Source organism: Atribacterota bacterium, assembly GCA_028703475.1.
In the GTDB taxonomy this organism is placed as follows: domain Bacteria; phylum Atribacterota; class Phoenicimicrobiia; order Phoenicimicrobiales; family Stramentimicrobiaceae; genus JAQVMU01.
Genome location: JAQVMU010000011.1, coordinates 14,342 through 31,095, shown reverse-complemented (window position 1 = coordinate 31,095; position 16,754 = coordinate 14,342). Strand labels below are relative to the sequence as shown.

At 31.5% G+C, this 16,754-nt stretch carries 15 protein-coding genes, 2 tRNA genes and 1 other RNA gene; all 18 read left to right on the top strand.

Translation table 11 applies throughout. The annotated features are described in order from the left end of the window. Positions 1-66: 66 nt before the first annotated feature. The 18 genes from PHQ99_02565 (at position 67) to PHQ99_02480 (ending at position 16,753) form a co-directional block, all read left to right on the top strand. Positions 67-140 (top strand) — tRNA-Gln (locus tag PHQ99_02565). A 200-nt stretch (positions 141-340) separates the two neighbouring features. Further along, entirely contained in the window at positions 341-1,339 is a 999-nt protein-coding gene (locus PHQ99_02560) for a dipeptidase (protein MDD4288458.1), read from the top strand. Between the two features lie 171 nt (positions 1,340-1,510). Continuing rightward, a tRNA-Glu gene (locus PHQ99_02555) sits at positions 1,511-1,585 on the top strand. An 83-nt stretch (positions 1,586-1,668) separates the two neighbouring features. Continuing rightward, a complete protein-coding gene (locus tag PHQ99_02550; protein ID MDD4288457.1) occupies positions 1,669-2,694 on the top strand; it encodes an L-threonylcarbamoyladenylate synthase in 1,026 nt (341 codons plus the stop codon). 106 nt (positions 2,695-2,800) lie between these two features. Then, positions 2,801-3,280, top strand: a complete 480-nt coding sequence (gene smpB, locus PHQ99_02545) for an SsrA-binding protein SmpB (protein MDD4288456.1) — start codon at positions 2,801-2,803, stop codon at positions 3,278-3,280. Further along, positions 3,270-3,622: a transfer-messenger RNA gene (ssrA, locus tag PHQ99_02540) on the top strand. The genes smpB and ssrA overlap by 11 nt, the downstream gene beginning before the upstream one ends. Before the next feature lie 177 nt (positions 3,623-3,799). Then, on the top strand, positions 3,800-4,846 hold the full coding sequence (locus tag PHQ99_02535; protein MDD4288455.1) for an AI-2E family transporter: 1,047 nt from the start codon (positions 3,800-3,802) through the stop codon (positions 4,844-4,846). Then, complete coding sequence (locus tag PHQ99_02530) at positions 4,840-6,384, top strand: N-acetylmuramoyl-L-alanine amidase (GenBank protein MDD4288454.1); 1,545 nt, start codon at positions 4,840-4,842, stop codon at positions 6,382-6,384. The genes PHQ99_02535 and PHQ99_02530 overlap by 7 nt, the downstream gene beginning before the upstream one ends. A gap of 12 nt (positions 6,385-6,396) precedes the next feature. Next, positions 6,397-6,999 (top strand): GerMN domain-containing protein, encoded by a 603-nt coding sequence (locus PHQ99_02525; GenBank protein ID MDD4288453.1) that lies wholly within the window; start codon positions 6,397-6,399, stop codon positions 6,997-6,999. Between the two features lie 28 nt (positions 7,000-7,027). Further along, entirely contained in the window at positions 7,028-7,843 is an 816-nt protein-coding gene (locus tag PHQ99_02520; protein ID MDD4288452.1) for a TlyA family RNA methyltransferase, read from the top strand. Positions 7,844-7,884: 41 nt separating this feature from the next. Beyond that, on the top strand, positions 7,885-8,427 hold the full coding sequence (locus tag PHQ99_02515) for an HK97 gp10 family phage protein (protein MDD4288451.1): 543 nt from the start codon (positions 7,885-7,887) through the stop codon (positions 8,425-8,427). Between the two features lie 9 nt (positions 8,428-8,436). Next, positions 8,437-9,309 (top strand): NAD(+)/NADH kinase, encoded by an 873-nt coding sequence (locus tag PHQ99_02510; GenBank protein ID MDD4288450.1) that lies wholly within the window; start codon positions 8,437-8,439, stop codon positions 9,307-9,309. A gap of 54 nt (positions 9,310-9,363) precedes the next feature. After that, complete coding sequence (gene recN / locus PHQ99_02505) at positions 9,364-11,109, top strand: DNA repair protein RecN (protein ID MDD4288449.1); 1,746 nt, start codon at positions 9,364-9,366, stop codon at positions 11,107-11,109. Continuing rightward, entirely contained in the window at positions 11,093-12,562 is a 1,470-nt protein-coding gene (locus PHQ99_02500; protein MDD4288448.1) for a sigma 54-interacting transcriptional regulator, read from the top strand. Before recN ends, PHQ99_02500 begins: the two co-directional genes overlap by 17 nt. A 342-nt stretch (positions 12,563-12,904) precedes the next feature. Next, complete coding sequence (buk, locus tag PHQ99_02495) at positions 12,905-13,999, top strand: butyrate kinase (GenBank protein ID MDD4288447.1); 1,095 nt, start codon at positions 12,905-12,907, stop codon at positions 13,997-13,999. Between the two features lie 49 nt (positions 14,000-14,048). Further along, positions 14,049-14,960, top strand: a complete 912-nt coding sequence (locus PHQ99_02490) for a bifunctional enoyl-CoA hydratase/phosphate acetyltransferase (GenBank protein ID MDD4288446.1) — start codon at positions 14,049-14,051, stop codon at positions 14,958-14,960. Positions 14,961-14,984: 24 nt separating this feature from the next. Beyond that, positions 14,985-16,058, top strand: a complete 1,074-nt coding sequence (gene buk, locus PHQ99_02485) for a butyrate kinase (protein MDD4288445.1) — start codon at positions 14,985-14,987, stop codon at positions 16,056-16,058. Further along, a complete protein-coding gene (locus tag PHQ99_02480) occupies positions 16,055-16,753 on the top strand; it encodes an ATP-binding protein (protein MDD4288444.1) in 699 nt (232 codons plus the stop codon). Before buk (PHQ99_02485) ends, PHQ99_02480 begins: the two co-directional genes overlap by 4 nt. Position 16,754 lies beyond the last annotated feature (1 nt).

The following is a 16,754-nucleotide window of genomic DNA, read 5'->3' as shown; positions in this document are numbered from 1 at the left end:
TAATTGGAATAAATATTTGACCTATGAGAAATATGTTGTAAAATATTAATGTTGACAAATAATTATTGAGGGATCGTCTAGTGGTAGGACACCAGACTCTGGATCTGGGAACGGTGGTTCGAGCCCACCTCCCTCAGCCATATCATAAAGGCAGATTTTCTCGTTATTTACTTAAAAGAAACTCTGTCTTTATTTATTTTATTATAAATTGTTAATATATTTTCTTATAAATCTAAAGTTGAAAAGATGCAATTAATTATAATAATAAAAAATATTTGATTGTAAAAACTGTTAACCAATAGATTGTAAAATATTAAACAAAGCAGGAAATAAGTATATTTTGATAAAAAATTGTGAACATATCAAATTATTACAAAACATACACGATAATGCCATAATCTTTGATGGGCATTGTGATACTGTCCTGGAATTGGCAAGGAAAAAAAGATTATTACCAGAAGGAACAAATATAGGGCATTTGGATATCCCCAGGATGAAAGAAGGAGGATTAAATGTTCAGATTTTTGCAGTTTTTATCGAGGAATTATACAAGCCAAAAGACTCATTAAAGAGAACACTACAACTTATTGATTGTATTTATCGGTATATTGAAAATAATAAGAAAGAGATTAGCATAGCAACTAATTATAAACAAATAATGAAAGCCCTAAGCTCTGATAAGATAGCTGCAATAATCTCCATTGAGGGAGGGGAAGCATTAGAAGGCGATTTAGGAATATTAAGAATTCTATATAAATTAGGGGTAAGGCTTTTGACTCTTACATGGAATCAAAGAAATCAAATTGGTGACGGTATAGGCGAACAGAGAACAAAAAGTGCTTTGACAGAATTTGGATTACAAGTCATAGATGAAATGAATAATCTTGGCATGTTAGTAGATGTGTCCCATTTATCAGAAAATTGTTTTTGGGATGTAATTGACAGAAGTAAAGATCCTATAGTGGCCTCTCATTCAAATTGCTTTAGTTTGTGCCCTAATCTTAGAAATCTAAAAGACAACCAGATTGAAGCTATTGCTAAAAAAAATGGAATAATAGGAGTAAATTATGTTCCTGATTTTCTAATAAATAAGAACGAAGTGGCAACAGTAAAAGATGTAGTTAATCATATTGAATATATTGCAAGAAATGTAGGAGTTGACTATGTGGGACTGGGTTCTGATTTTGACGGAACGGTCGACTTGCCATTGGGCTTAGAAGGAGTAAACAAAATACCTAATATCACTGAAGAATTAGCAAGAAGGGGATATAGCGAACAGGATATAAGAAAAATATTAGGAGAAAATTGGATAAGGGTTTTTAAGAAAGTAGTGAAATGATAACTATATATACAAGAAGATGAATAGTAAGAGAATAATTTAAAAAGATTTAAAAAGTTTTTAAGTGTAATAAATTAAAATGCCCATATTTATAAAATTATATTATTAAATAACAAAGTTATTGCCTTTTTTTGATATATTATGTAAAATAATGTTTGTTGATAAAAATTTGGCGCAATCGAATAGTGGTTAATTCAGCTGGCTCTCAATCAGCAAACGGGGGTTCAATTCCCCCTTGCGCCACCATTTATATTATATATATAAAAGAATATTGCTAAAAAGAGCAGGATATCCTGCTCTTTTTAGCAATATGGGAAAAGATTAAGAAAATGATAAAAATAAATACAAAAATAATTAAGATTGAAACAAATAATATTGACAGGGAAAAGATAAGAGAAGCTGGTCAAGCAATAAGAGATGGTAAAATAGTTGCATTCCCTACTGAAACAGTTTATGGGCTGGGAGCTGATGCATTAAACGAATACGCGATAAGAAAAATATTTTTAGCAAAAAATAGGCCTTTATACGATCCTTTGATTGTCCATATTAGCTGTCTGGATGAAATATTTGGTTTAGTAAAAGAAGTCCCTGCGATAGCTATAGATTTGGCTCATAATTTTTGGCCAGGTCCTTTGACCATGGTTTTAAAAAAAAGTAGTAAAATTTCCAGTATGGTTACAGCAGGACTGGAAACAGTAGCAATTAGAGTACCATCACATTTAGTTGCGCTGGCACTAATTCAGGAGTCTAAAAGACCTATTGTTGCCCCTAGTGCTAATTTATTTGCTCATGTTAGCCCAACAGATGCTAATCATGTTATAGACGATTTAAAGGGCAAAGTAGATATAATTATTGATAGTGGGAGGACTTCGGTTGGTCTTGAGTCAACGGTAATAGATGTTACAGAGCTACCGTTGAAAGTATTGAGACTGGGTGGTATTACTATTGAAAATATTAAAAGAGTTACATCAGAAATTACTATTGGAAATAAAAAAGACAATACGATAAAATCTCCAGGAATGATGAAAAAACATTATTCTCCGAAGGCTTTTTTGATATTATCAGAAGGAAGAAATAATACGATGGTTAGCAATATATTATCAATTGCTAAAAAATATAAGAAAATGGGAAATAAAGTAGGAATTATAGCAACTGGTGAAAATTCTGATAAATATGTGGGTTATACAGTAGGAGTTATTGGTAATGCTAATGATTTAGAAATATGTGCCCAAAATTTATACAGTCAAATGAGATTATTAGATAAACAAAATTGTGATATTATTATAACTGAAAATTTCCAGGAAAAGGGAATAGGAAGTGCTATTATGGACCGATTGCGCAGAGCAGCAAATTGATTTATAATATACAAGTATGTTTTAATATTTTATATTATGATTAATTAGTATAAATTGTCAATATAGCAATGATATGTTATAATATAATAGTTATAGGACAAAATAAATGCTTGAAAAAGATACAGAAAAATATCAAGTTATTTCAGTTAATCGTAAAGCCAGGCATGATTATCATATTTTAGATACTTATGAAGCTGGTATAGTATTAAGAGGAACTGAAGTAAAGTCGATTAGAAATCGCCAGGTCAGTATAAAAGAGAGTTATGCTCATTTTAAAGGCATGGAGCTTTATATTATAAATATGCATATAAGCCCATATAAATTTGGGAACCGATATAATTTGGAACCGAAGCGGGATAGAAAACTTTTACTACAAAATAAACAATTAACAAAATTAAAAGGACAGATAGAACAAAAAGGATTCACTTTGATTCCGTTAAAGCTTTATTTTAAAAATGGATATGCAAAATTAGAAATTGGACTTGCAAAAGGGAAAAGGCTCTTTGACAAAAAACGAGATCTCACCCAGAAAGCAATACAAAGAGAAGCCGAAAGGGAATTGAAGTATAATAAATGGGGGCGATAGGTATCGACAGGGAAAACAGAGGTAAAAAATGCGAGTCGAGGTTCCTTGTCCTCGTAAAAAACTGGGAAAAACATTAATTGCCAACGATAACGAATTGGCTTTAGCAGCTTAATAGCTGCTCGTCTGCAAAGTGCTTTTGCCTGTAAGTTCTTTGTGGGTGTAACATAAAATAGGCTATCTGTATTATCTGCTCCGAATGATACAGAGAAACATAGGAGCAAGCATCAACTAAATCCTGTCTATAGGAGTTAGGTGATGTGAATAACAAAATATAGACTACGCTCGTAGTATTTTTTATCAATGGTTCTCTGGACGCGAGTTCGATTCTCGCCGCCTCCACCATAATATAAACCCGAATAAAAATCGGGTTTTATTTTTATTTAAAGTATTTTCAAAATTCTTTAATTATATAGAATTAAAGAATTGATTATTCATTATTTATCTGATATAAAATATATTAAGTGATATGCTCCCCATAGTTATTGTAATATATAATAGTTTTGCAGTAGAAAGGGTAAAATGATCTTAGTAAAGGATAGAGAAAGCAAATTTATTATACAACTACTCATTGGAATAATATTATTTTGTTATATTGCTCATCGGTTAGGATTAATACTAACATATTTTAGCTTATCCCTATTCTTAGCATATTTTTTTGGACCTCTTTATCGTTTTTTACTAACAAAAAGAATATCTAAAACATTATCAATTTTAATTATTTTTGCTATTATCATTACATTTACAGTTTTGGTAATATTTTTCCTTATTCCTAACACAATTAATGAATTAAACCAATTATATCGAGAGATACCAGGATTAATATCAGGGTTTCAAGATTTGTTATTGTCTTTTGAATTTATTTTTGAGTTTATTGAAGACTCAACCAATTTAGAAGTATTTCTTCAAGATATTTTTGAAGAAATACAAATAGGGATGTTGACATTTTCCCGGAATGCAATATTTGAATTATCATCATTTGTTACAAAGTTTGGGTTTGGCGTTATAGTAATACCAATAATATTATATTATTTGCTAATTGATTTGGAGTTATTTAAAGATAATCTTCTAATATTTGTATCAGAAAAAAATAAAAAAAGTTTTCGCGAAATAGTAATTGAAATCGACAGGATTTTGAGTAACTTTATACGCGGAAGATTAATTGTTTGCTTTATAGTTGGTGCCCTGATTACTTTAGGCTTATATTTTTTACAGATTAAATTTTATCTTATAATTGGATTAGTGTCTGGCATTTTAAATTTTATACCATATCTTGGTCCAATTATTGGTTGGGTATTATCACTATTTTTTGTAATTGGAAAACCATGGTCTGTATTTATATTAGTAACAATTCTTTTTGTAGCTGTTAATCAAATTGAAGCCTTATGGTTAAACCCAAAAATATTAGGCAAAGAGATGGGTTTGCATCCATTGACTATTATATTTGCAGTAATGACTTTCGGTGGTCTTCTTGGGTTCTTAGGAGTACTATATGCAATTCCGCTTGCAGCTACTCTAAAGGTTGTTATGTACCGATATTTGGTTCAGGAGGAAAAAGTAAATTGTTAGACAGAAAAATAAAGAACACTACAATAATTTTTATCATAATCGGTATTATTTTAATATTGAATTTTTCTATTATGGCTCAGCAGGAAGACATGTCTCATATTTTGGATGGTATTATAGCAGAAACAAAAGTTGAGCCAATACTTAGCAATGGAAAAATATTCTTTCCGGCGAGAGAAATTGTGGAAGCACTGGGAGGAAGAATTACCTGGTTTCCTGCTTTAAAATTACTAAATATTAATATGAGTGATAGAACTGTTAGTGTGGTAATGAATACTTCGGAGGCTGAAGTAAATGGCAAAAAAGTTATTTTAGAGTACCCGCCTAACATTATTAATGACCGTGTAATGATACCTTTGAAAGTAGTGTCATTGCTAATTGACACACAAGCCGCTTTGGATAAAGAAACAGTCGATCTTAGTATTGCAAGAGACGACCCTTCTATCACTAGTATTAGAAGCTATAGTTATCCTGACAAAACAAGAATTGTTATTGATGTAACAGAACAAACCAATTATAATACTTTAAGCCTTACCAATCCTGAAAGGATTGTTGTAGATGTTAAAGCATCAATTAGACATCTTAAGGCAGAAGAAAAAGAGTTGAATATTAATGATTTACTGATAAATCGTGTTAGAACTGGCCAGTTTGACAATAATACTGCTAGAATAGTAGCAGACCTGAAGAGTAAACAGAATTATGATGTTTTTGAATTATCCTCTCCACAAAGAATTGTTTTGGATATATATTATTCACAGGAATCTTCCCAGGAGCAAATAGTTAATCATCAAACTCCGATAATTATTTCTCCGAAAAATGAAGAAACTATTGTGATAGGAGAAGGTAATAAAGATAATGGAAAATTTGTTGTTGTAATTGATCCGGGACATGGTGGGTCACAACCTGGTGCAATCGGACCAAGCGGCTTGAAAGAAAAGGATGTTGTATTGGATATTGGCTTAAAGGTTACAAAAATGTTGCAAAATGAAGGATTTACCGTATATATGACAAGAGAGAAAGATATTGATGTACCTTTGGAAAGCAGACCATTAGTAGCTCTTCAAAAAAAAGCTGATGTATTTGTAAGTATTCACATAAATTCAGCTTTACAAAAAGGTTCTCCAACTGCAAGAGGAGTAGAATCATATGTTTTAAATTCCCGTTATATAGGAGCATCTGCAAAGGATGTTGCTGATCGGGAAAATAAAGCAAGTCAATACCATGATTATGAAGACAATATATTGAATCAGATTATAGCTGATTTGGAAGAAAGTGCCAGTATAGGGTTTAGTCTTGATCTGGCTGATATTGTCCAAAGGAAATTGGTTCAAAATACAGGATTAGAAAGCAGGGGAGTAAAGCAAGCTCCTTTTATTGTACTCAAAGGAGTAAACATGGCAGCAGTGCTGGTAGAAGTTGGGTTTATAAGCAACCCAAATGAGGAAAAGTTATTGAATACATCAGAATTTCGGGAAAAAATTGCACAGGCACTTAGTCAGTCAATAAAAGAATATGTGAAGAATATGCCTGAGAATATATAAATAGAGGGAGATATGGCTAGAAGAAAGAAGAAAAAAAATAATATTTTTAAATCCCTTTTTAATTTAATATTATTAATAGTATTATTATTTGTCTTGTTTTTTTTGATACAGAGATTTGTTATACCAATATGGCAGGAAAAACAATTTACTGAAATGACTATTGAAGAAGTAAAAGAGGAACCGGAACAGATAATGGAAATTGAAGAATCTGAGATAACACTATATTTTTCAGATGAAAATGCCCAGTATCTCGTTCCAGAAAAAAGAAAAATAAATCTTACTGATTATCCCGAAATATTGGCTATAGAGGAGCTCATAAAAGGACCTAAAATTAGTAATCTTTATCCAACAATACCTAAGACCACTAAAGTTAACGGTGTTTATATCAGCGATAGGGTAGCATACATTGATCTTTCTTCTGAAATAATCAAAGATCATCCTGGAGGAAGTACCGGCGAACTATTAACTGTCTATTCAATAGTAATGACCTTAACATCTTTTCCGGATATCGATAGAGTACAATTGTTAGTTGATGGAAATAGTGGTGAAACTCTGGTGGGACATGTTGATACTACTATTCCACTGGAAAGAGATGATCAATGGCTGAGAAAATAATAAAAGGAATAATATATAATAATTATAAATGGCAAAAAAAGAACGTTTAGATAAACTTTTAGTAGATAGAAAATTAGTGGAAACAAGAGAAAAGGCAAAAAGATATATAATGGCAAACCTGGTACTCGTTGATAATCAAAAGGTAAACAAGGCTGGAGCCAGATGCAATATTGAAAGTAAGCTGGTAATTGAAAGGGATGAGAACCAATATGTTAGCAGGGGAGGCCTAAAGTTGGAAAAAGCCTTAAATGAATTTGGTATTTCTGTAAAAGACATGGTTGTTATTGATGTGGGAGCATCAACGGGTGGCTTCACTGATTGCCTGCTTAAACATGGGGCTAAAAAGGTTTTTTGTATTGATGTAGGATATGGACAGCTTGACTGGAATTTGCGTAATGATGACCGTGTTGTAAATATGGAAAAAACAAATATTAGATATCTTTCTGAAAACGATTTTGATGTTAAATTTGATCTGGCAACTGTTGATGTTTCCTTTATATCCCTCTTAAAAGTATTACCGGTAATAGAAAAATTATTAAATGAAGAAGGCAAGGTTATTGCACTTATAAAACCACAGTTTGAAGCTGGAAGAGAAAATGTTAAAAAGGGTGGAATTGTTAATAATCCTGCCATTCATAAGAAGATAATAGATAACTTAATTAGTGAAATGAAGGACTATTTCAACTTTATTGATTTAACTTTTTCGCCAATAAAAAATTCTCCCGGTAATATTGAGTTTCTTTTGTATTTAACTAAAAATCAGAATAATGTATTTTATAATGATAAAAAACTAATAGATAGTAAAGTTAATGAAGCTCATAAATATTTCGAAAAAAATAATTGATACATATTTCTGCAATATTAACTCCAATTGGAGTAAGTTCATTGTTTTTATTAGGCAACAAACATAACATATTTTTAATAGCCATTATTACGTTATCTGGTGGGCTTTTATTTCTTGTTTTGTATATAAAAATAAGGAATTATTTTAATCATCAGAAAGCCATACAAAGATCAATTAGTAGTAAAAAAGCTGAAAAAAAAGCTGAAAAATGGTTAAAAAAAAATGGATTTAAGATTATTGAAAAACAACAGAGCAGACCATTAATTATAAAAACCGGTAAAACCAGCCATCGGTACCTGATTAGAACTGATTTTTTGGTTAAGAAGGGTGGCCATAAATATGTTGTCGAGGTTAAGAGTGGTCGTAAGAACAGTAAAGTTACCAATAGAGAGACAAGAAGGCAGTTACTTGAATACTTTCTGGCATACCAGACATATGGAATAATACTTTTTGATATGGAAAGAAATTTATTTTCAGAAGTCAAATTTTTATTACCGTATTTCCATTCCAAATGGATAGAGAATGCAATATACTTCATTTTAGGTGCATTATCAGTAATGCTGGGATTGTATTTTTTAAACTAAGGAGAGAGCATGGGAATAAAAAAAATTGGATTAATAGTTAATACGAAAAAAGATAATGGTTTAGGAATAACCCAAAAATTAATAAAATACCTACAAGAAAAAAATGTTGAAATATTTGTTTCAAAACAAATCAGTGAAAAATTGAGTGATTTAAAATATTTGAATACCCTTAAATCACCATACAAGAATATTGATATGGTTTTTTCTTTGGGAGGAGATGGAACACTATTAAGTGTTGCCCGCATGGTATCAACAAAAGGCATACCTATTTGTGGAATTAATTTAGGTGGATTAGGTTTTTTAACCCAAATAGGAGTACATGAATTAAACGAATATTTAGAGCTTATCCTGGAAGGGTCTTTCCAAACTGAAGATAGAATGATGCTGTCAGGCTATATACTGAGAAATGATCAAAGGATAAAGCCATTCTATTGCCTTAATGATATTGTAGTAGCAAAAAAATTGTTTGCAAGATTGATACATGTAGAAACATTCATTAATGAAGAATATGTAATCCACTATTCAGCAGATGGATTGATTATATCAACATCAACTGGTTCCACAGCGTATTCTTTATCTGCAGGTGGGCCTATTGTTTACCCAAGTATTAAAACAATTGTTATTACCCCTATTTGCCCCCATACTCTTTCAGCAAGATCTTTGGTTATTAACCATAAGGATATTTTAAAGATTATTGTATTATCAAAAGGCAAGGATGTAATGTTGACAGTTGATGGACAGCAAGGCATTGATTTAGAAGAAAATGATATTATAAAGATTCATGAATCTGAGTATAAAACTAAATTGGTTACATTTCCGGAAAAAAATTTTTATGGAGTTTTAAGGAAAAAATTAAAATGGAGCGGCAGGGTTACTTCTTAAAGCAAAAATGAGTAAAAATATATATTATGGAAATATTATTGGTGGTAATTAATTATGTTGTTTTATCTTAAGGTTAAAAATTTTGCCTTAATAGATGAGTTAAATATTGACTTTCATGAAGGATTAAATGTAATCACAGGTGAAACGGGAGCAGGTAAGTCAATCATTATAGAGGCAATAAATGTTATTTTAGGTAGTATGGCAAATAATAACCTTATAAAAACAGATGCAGATTTCCTTGAAGTAGAAGCTTTATTCAATTTAGATACTATTTCAAGAACACACAAAAAAATATTAGAGAAATTATCTAATATCGAAATAGATAATCAATTAATTATAAAAAGACAGGTTCATAAAAAGAAAAAAAATAAATGCTGGATAAATAATCAACTTTTGCCATTATCTTTATTACAAAAGATTGGAAATTATTTAATTGATTTACATGGGCAGCACAGTCATCAGACTTTATTGGATTCAGACAGGCATATAGAATTTGTAGACAACTTGGGAGGCTCAGCTTTTTTACAAAAAAGGAATGAATTATATAAATACTATACCCAGTGGCAGTCAAAAACATATTTGTTAAATAAGCTTTTGAAAAGTAGAGCTGAAAACTTATCAAAAAAAGACTTTTTATTATTCCAGTTAAGAGAAATTGAAGAAGCAAAATTGCTAACAAAGGAAGATGAAGAATTAGAAAATAAGATAAATATTATTCGTCATACTGTCAAGGTAAAAGAAATTATGGAAATGGCTTCCCTCGCTTTGTATGAAGGAGGAGAAGAAGGAGAATCCTCTATAAGGGATGTTGTTGTTCGATTGATTAGTAATTTCAATAATATTGCCAAATTAGATAAAAATATTGAACAGATGAAAAATCAATTGACCGAGATACAATTCAAAGTTGAAGATATAGCAGATCAGATTGTTGAATATAAAGATAGGATTGACTTTGATGCTCAGCAATTACAGGAAATAGAGAGCCGACTTGATTTAATTAACCACTTAAAAAAGAAATATGGTTCAAATTTAGATGAAATATTTTCTTATCGGGATTCGTTGAAAAAGCAATTAGATTATATTAAAGATGACCAGGAAAATATAGAAGTATTAAAGAAAGAAGTAGAAAATAATGAAAAAAAATTAGTTGAACTATCCCTGCATTTAAGCTGCCAAAGAAAGATTATTGCAGATAAATTAAAAAAAGACATAGTAAGAGAACTAAATGAATTGAGCATGAAGAATTGTGATTTTCAAATTCAAATAACACAAAAAGAAGACACAAAAGGAATAAGAATTAATGACAAGATATTTAAAATTACCCCAATGGGAATTGATAAAGTAGAATTTTTTATTACTTCTAATATTGGTGAAAGGCCAAAACCCTTAGCTGATATTATATCTGGAGGAGAGGTTTCAAGAATAATGCTCGGACTTAAGTCAATTTTAAGTGAAGCTGATGAAATTCCTACTATGATATTTGATGAAATTGACAGTGGAGTAGGAGCTCGCTTAGGAGAAGTAATTGCAGTAAAACTGCTAAAAATATCCCATAATCACCAGGTTATTGCAGTTACCCATTTACCTCAAATTGCCTGTAGGGCAAACAGACATATATTTATAAGCAAATATGTAAAGAAAAATAAAACTGGTATAGAATTAAAATGTTTAAGTGGAGATGAGCAGCTTGATGAGATAGCAAGGATGATAGATGGTGAACAGTATGGCGCAATAAGCTTGGAGCATGCCAGGGAAATGCTTTATAGTAAGGATTATTTAAAAAATGATAAAACAGAATAAAAGTATGAATAAAGAACTTCTTTATGTAATTAAAAAACAAAAAGAAATACTAAGCACCCTTAAGGCTATTATCAATTCTACAGATGACGCCATATCGGTTGTGAATGAAAAAGGTGTCCATACATTAGTTAATGATGCCTATACAAGGTTGATTGGATTAACAGAGCAAGATGTCCTGGGAAAATCCTCAACAATTGATATTGCTGAAGGAGAAAGCATGCATATGAAGGTATTAAAAACTAAAAAGCCTGTTCATGGTGTTAGAATGAAAGTTGGTCCTAAAAAGAAGGATGTGTTGGTAAATGTTGCCCCTGTAACGGTAGATGGTGAGCTAAGGGGAAGTGTTGCTGTTATTCACGATTTATCTGAAATAAGAAATCTCACTGATGAGTTAAATCAGGTTAAGAAAAGGATGCGCCATTTAGAAGCAAAATATACTTTTGAGGATATCGTTGGGAAAAGTAGACCGATGATTATCGCCAAAGAGCAGGCTATTAAAGCAGCCTCAACACCTGCAACTGTTCTATTGCATGGCGAAAGTGGAACAGGGAAAGAATTATTTGCTCATGCAATACATAATCATAGTGATAGGAAAAATAGGCAGTTTATACGTGTTAATTGCTCTGCATTGACTGAAACACTATTGGAGAGTGAACTTTTTGGTTATGAAGGAGGTGCTTTTACAGGTGCCAGTAAAAAAGGAAGAAAAGGGCTTTTTGAGGAGGCTGACAGGGGGACTATATTTTTAGACGAAATCGGTATGATGAGTATGAATTTACAGGCTAAACTATTAAGAGTACTGCAGGAAAAGGAAATAGTCAGGGTAGGTGGAAATGAATCTATTGATATTGACGTCAGGGTTATTTCTGCTACAAATATTAATCTGGAAAATGCCGTAAAAGATGGTCGATTCAGGGAGGACTTATATTACAGACTTTATGTTATACCCATATTTATACCACCATTAAGAGATAGGAAAGAAGATATAAAACCACTGGTTTCAAATATTATCAGAAAATGCAATCAAGAATTTGGCCGCAATATTAAAGGAGCATCACCAGAAGTAATTGAAATCCTTTTAAATTACTCCTGGCCCGGTAATATTAGAGAATTAGAGAATGTAATTGAAAGAGCAGTTATTAATATGAAGTTAACTGATGATTTTATGAATGCAAGCCATATTCCTGAATTTGTTAGTTTGACAAAGCAGAAAGTATTTAAAGATGAAAAGGAATATCAGAAAGAAAATATAATTAATACAAAAGAAGAAAATATAAAATGTCTAAAAAACATAAAAAAACAAACCGAAAAAGATGCCATTTTAAATACTTTAAAAGCTTTTAATGGGGATTGTAAAAAAAGTGCAGAACAATTAGGTATTAGTATAAGGACTTTGTATTATAAAATGCAAAAGTACGAAATAAAAAAATTATATGATTTTTATTCTGATTAAGATATATAAAAGGAATAAAACACAATAATAAAATATTCAATAATAAAAGTATTAAAAGCTAAAAATGGTAAGAAAAAAGATTAAATTGTTACTGCATATAATGCTATTATTTGCAAATAAATGCAAAAATATGCATGAATAATGGTAAATATAAAAATTGTTAATGCTTTTTCAAAAGTTTATTAATTATGATACTGCGTAAAAAGTTGATTAAAAAGACCTTTCATGAAAAGGTCTTTTTTTTATTTCAAAAAAATCAATATTTGGCATAAAAATTGCTTTTATTAATAATATTAGATAGATATGGGTAAAAATAGTCAAAGTAAGGAGAATAATATAAATATGAAAGAAAAACAATATAAAGTGCTGGCTATTAATCCAGGCTCAACATCTACAGCTATTGCAGTTTATGAAAATGAAAGAGCAATATTTTTTAAAACAGTGAGACATGATGTAAATGAGTTGAAAAAATATAAAAAAGTAATTGAACAAAACCAATTTAGAGAGAATGTTATCCTCCAAATATTAAAGGATAATAATATACAAATGAATGACTTTGATGCTATTGTAGGTAGGGGAGGAATACTCAGCCCCATACCAAGTGGAACTTATGTGATAAATGAATTAATGTTGGAAGAAATGAGGGAAAGACCACGTATAGAACATGCATCGAATCTTGGTGCAAAAATTGCCTATGATATAGCGAGGACAATTAATGCACCATCCTTTATAGTTGATCCAGTAGCTGTAGATGAGATGGAGGCTATTGCAAGAATTTCAGGAATGCCAGAGATTGAAAGAGAAAGCCTTTCTCATGCACTTAGCGTTAAGGCTGCTGCTAAGAGATTGTCAAAAGAAATCAATAAACCTTATGACCTTCTAAATCTTATTGTGGTTCATTTAGGGGGCGGAATTACCGTTAGTGCTCATAGAAAAGGCATGATGATAGATGTAAATAATGCGAGTAGTGAAGGTCCTTTTTCTCCAGAACGTACAGGTACTTTACCAATAAAGGCAGTGATTGATATGTGTTACTCAGGAAAATACACATTACAGGAAATGCAAAAAAAAATTATGGGAAAAGGAGGAATAGTTGCTTATCTTGGAACAAACAACACCTTAGAAGTAGAGCAAATGATTTTCGATGGCAACAAAGAGGCTGAGTTAATTTATCGGGCAATGGCTTATCAAATTGCTAAATGTATTGGAGAAATGGCAACGGTTCTAAAGGGAAAAGTTGATTATATAGCAATAACCGGAAATGGCGCAGGTGATAAAGGTGCAATGGGTAAAACATTTGTTAATTGGATCAAAGAAAGAGTTGGTTTTATTGCACCGGTAGTTGTATATCCTGGAAGTGAGGAAATGAAAGCACTTGTTTTAGGTGTTATCCGTGTACTTAAAGGAGAAGAGAGGGCAAAAGAATATCAGGCGTGATATTTAAAAAAGACAATAGCTTTCCAAGTATTTAGCGAGGTGGCATAAAATGTTAAAGACTTTTGATGAAGTAATTGAAAGGGCTTACCAGTATGGGCCAAAAAAACTTTCTGTAGCTGTATCTCAAGCTGAAGATGTCATGACTGCAATTGAGCAGGCAAGGCAGAGTGGTTTGATAAATGGTATATTGGTTGGGAATAAAGAAGAAACTATAGCGGTATGCGAAAAGTTAAATATTGACATTAATAATTATGAATTTGTCAACGAAAAAGATAAGTCTGAAGCTGCGAGAATAGCAGTTAAAATGGTTAGAGAAAAAAAAGCAGATTTATTGATGAAGGGAATGCTGGGAACTGCTCGTCTATTGAAAGCAGTCCTAGATAAGGAAATAGGTTTAAGAACACAACGATTATTGAGCCATGCATATGTTTTGAAATTGAAAAATTACCACAAACTCCTTACCATGACTGACGGAGCAATGAATATAGCACCAACTTTAGAGCAAAAAACTCAAATTATTCAAAATGTAATTGAATTTTGTAAATCACTTGAGATAAATGAGCCAAAAATTGCAGTCCTGGCAGCACTGGAAGAAGTCAATCCTAATATGCAGGCAACCATAGATGCTGCATGTCTATCAAAGATGGCACAAAGGGGACAAATTACTGGTGGAATAGTAGACGGACCTTTAGCATTTGACAATGCAATTTCAAAGAAAGCTGCACTGCACAAAGGCATTCATTCACAAGTAAGTGGAGAAATTGATGCAGTATTGGTTCCAGAGATTGAATCTGGAAATATCTTTGCCAAAGGACTTGTTTATTTAGCTGAGGCTGAACCAGCAGGTGTATTACTGGGAACAAACTCACCGGTAGTTCTTGTTTCCCGTTCTGATACAGCTATATCTAAAGTAAGATCAATTGCATTAGGAGTTTTAATGTGTAAATATCGTAATTGCTAATTTCTTTTAAAAGGAGGATGTATTTTGAATAATGAATATCATGTACTAGTAATTAATCCGGGATCAACTTCCACAAAATTAACCTTTTTTAGAAATGAGCATATGCTACTCCAGGAAACCATATTTCATTCCAGTCAATCATTGTCTTCATTTAAACACATAGTCGACCAGTATGAATTTAGACTTAATATAATCTTAGAATTTTTAAAAAAGAAAAAAATAGATTTAAATATAATAGATGCTATTGTAGGAAGAGGTGGACTGTTAAGACCTTTAGAAAGTGGTACATATCAGGTTAATACAAAGATGTTAAATCATTTGAAAAAGGGTAAATATGGTGAGCATGCATCAAATTTAGGGGCGTTGTTAGCTTATCAAATTGCAAAAAAGACTTCAATTCCTTCCTATATTGTGGATCCTGTTGTGGTAGATGAAATGGATGAAATTGCCCGTATATCAGGCATTCCAGAATTACCTCGAAAGAGTATCTTTCATGCATTAAACCAAAAAGCAGTTGCCCGCAAAGCAGCGAACGATTTGGGAAAAGAATATGAAAAATCCAACCTGATTGTAGCACATATGGGTGGTGGAATATCTGTGGGGGTTCATTGTAAAGGGAAGGTGATAGATGTTAATAATGCATTAAATGGAGAAGGACCTTTTTCACCAGAAAGAAGTGGAACTGTACCAGTGGGAGATCTTGTAAAATTATGTTTTTCCGGAAAATACCAGCAAAACCACATTATGACCATGATTAAGGGAAAAGGTGGATTAGTTGCTTATTTAAATACAAATAATGTTGAGAAAGTAATAAAAAAAGTTATCAAAGGTGATAAAAAAGCGAAACTAATATTTGAAGCAATGGCTTACCAGATTGCAAAGGAAATAGGACAGGGAGCTACTGTTCTAAAAGGAAATGTAGATGCCATTGTTCTAACCGGTGGGATATCTCACTCCAATAAATTTGTGGATATGATCAGAGACAGAGTTAGTTATATTTCACTGGTAATGGTTTATCCTGGTGAAGAAGAAATGCTATCACTATGTCAGGGGGCTCTTCGGGTACTCTCAGGGAAGGAGGATGTAAAAAAATATTGAATGATGAGGTAATTATTTATACTGGAAGTTTCGGTAGCGGAAAAACAGAAATAGCTATTAATCACTCTCTAAAAAAGGCAAAGCAAAAAAATAAAACTGTTATTGTAGATTTGGATATAGTAAATCCCTATTTTCGTTCCAGAGAAATGAAGGAAGAACTAAAAAAAATAGGAATCAAAGTAATTGCCCCACCTGGAAAATATGCCATGGCAGATATTCCTTTAATTTCTCCTGAAATTAAAGGAATAATACAGAAATCCCACAGGATTTTGATACTTGATGTTGGGGGAGATGATGTGGGAGCAAGGGCTTTGGCAGGATTTTATCCCATTCTAAAAGATATTAAATACCAGATGAATTTTGTTATTAATCCATTTCGGCCATTTACTAAAAATTATACAGAAATAAAAAAAATGTTAAATGATATTGAATTATCTTCCCGATTAAAAGTGAATGGCTTGATAGCCAATCCCAATCTGGGTTTGGAAACAGATGTAGATGCATTTATTAACGGAAATGATGTAGTAAAAGAGGTTTCAAGTAAACTTGGATTACCAATAAAATTTGTAGCCATTGAACAAGAATTCTACCAAAAGAACAAAGATAGTCAAAAAATTAAAGATAATATATTTGAAAATAGATTTATTATAAAAAGATTTATGGAATTACCATGGGATAAAGTTAATAAACAATAGA

Coding starts and splice junctions, on each gene's coding strand:
- PHQ99_02535 (MDD4288455.1), top strand. CDS start 3,800: ATGATCTTAGTAAAGGATAGAGAAAGCAAATTTATTATACAACTACTC.
- recN (MDD4288449.1), top strand. CDS start 9,364: ATGTTGTTTTATCTTAAGGTTAAAAATTTTGCCTTAATAGATGAGTTA.
- PHQ99_02520 (MDD4288452.1), top strand. CDS start 7,028: ATGGCAAAAAAAGAACGTTTAGATAAACTTTTAGTAGATAGAAAATTA.
- buk (MDD4288447.1), top strand. CDS start 12,905: ATGAAAGAAAAACAATATAAAGTGCTGGCTATTAATCCAGGCTCAACA.
- PHQ99_02550 (MDD4288457.1), top strand. CDS start 1,669: ATGATAAAAATAAATACAAAAATAATTAAGATTGAAACAAATAATATT.
- smpB (MDD4288456.1), top strand. CDS start 2,801: ATGCTTGAAAAAGATACAGAAAAATATCAAGTTATTTCAGTTAATCGT.
- PHQ99_02500 (MDD4288448.1), top strand. CDS start 11,093: ATGATAAAACAGAATAAAAGTATGAATAAAGAACTTCTTTATGTAATT.
- PHQ99_02525 (MDD4288453.1), top strand. CDS start 6,397: ATGGCTAGAAGAAAGAAGAAAAAAAATAATATTTTTAAATCCCTTTTT.
- PHQ99_02510 (MDD4288450.1), top strand. CDS start 8,437: ATGGGAATAAAAAAAATTGGATTAATAGTTAATACGAAAAAAGATAAT.
- PHQ99_02490 (MDD4288446.1), top strand. CDS start 14,049: ATGTTAAAGACTTTTGATGAAGTAATTGAAAGGGCTTACCAGTATGGG.